Below are 1,000 nucleotides of genomic sequence, written 5' to 3' on the forward strand. Positions count from 1 at the left end.
CCTGCACCGGGTCATCCAAAATTTCGACCCGACTCAAACGGTGGAGAGCAAGGTGACGATAGTTATCATAACCCTCGAAACGGGCGATCAAATAACGAACAGCGCCTCGATCCACTAAAGCCAAAGGGTGAACGCGTTTGGGGCTTTTCCTGTCCTTGTACCAGATATCCATCTGCCGGTTGCGATAAAGCGCGCCATAGACAGCATCCACAATCCCTGCAGGAACCGATGCTTGCTGCAAGGAGAAGCCCCGAGGCACATAGGCAACCTTGTCTTTCCAGCTACGCCCTCCTGTCGGCTTGTGCTTTTTGAACCAAGCGTCCACCGCATCAAATATAGGAGCGAGCTTCTGCAAGGCATCACGAGGCATCAACGGTTGTAAATAGCGCTCAACCAGAAACCAGGTCGCCGCCATTTTCTCGTCCATGGCGGGGATGGACAAATATTGATCCGAGCAGATGCTCCAGCCATAAGGACGAGCTCTATCGTCACACTCAATCAAGTAACCGAACTGCGATTCCAGCAGTAGGTTTAAATCCCTTTCGACAGTGCGCTTATCACACACATACCCCTCGCTTTGTAGCACCTGCTGAAGTTCTTTGGCTTCCATCCTTCTTGGCGCTACCGGAAGCGCATGCAGCAATGCCAGCAAGCGAAATGACTTGTTATCGACAGCAGCGTCAGCGGCCATACGTTTCTATCCCCTTTCTCATTCTTATTACCCAGTCTCAGCAACCCTGCGACACCTAGTGTCGCGCAACACTTCTAACCTTTAACTCTCTGGCACTCATGCCAAGTCGATAAATCAAAAAGGAGAATGCCATGAAATACCTTCTCACTCTGTTTGCATCAGCCACCCTGCTAACCGCCTGTGCAGGGGAGGAGAAACCCGCACACCTTCTACTCTGCGTAGACAGAGACTGCTATCACGCCGATGGCGGCTATATCGGTGATCAACAAACCGTCGTCAGCAAAATTCAAAAACGCAACGAGAAAGATG

General features: G+C 51.2%; 1 protein-coding gene. It reads right to left on the reverse strand.

Features of this window, described 5'->3' with window-relative positions; all coding sequences use genetic code 11:
• On the reverse strand, positions 1-691 hold a 691-nt coding region (locus A3754_RS04925; RefSeq protein ID WP_156496805.1), incomplete at its 3' end, for a YafY family protein.
• Between the last annotated feature and the right edge of the window lie 309 nt (positions 692-1,000).

This window comes from Alcanivorax sp. HI0083 (assembly GCF_001635175.1).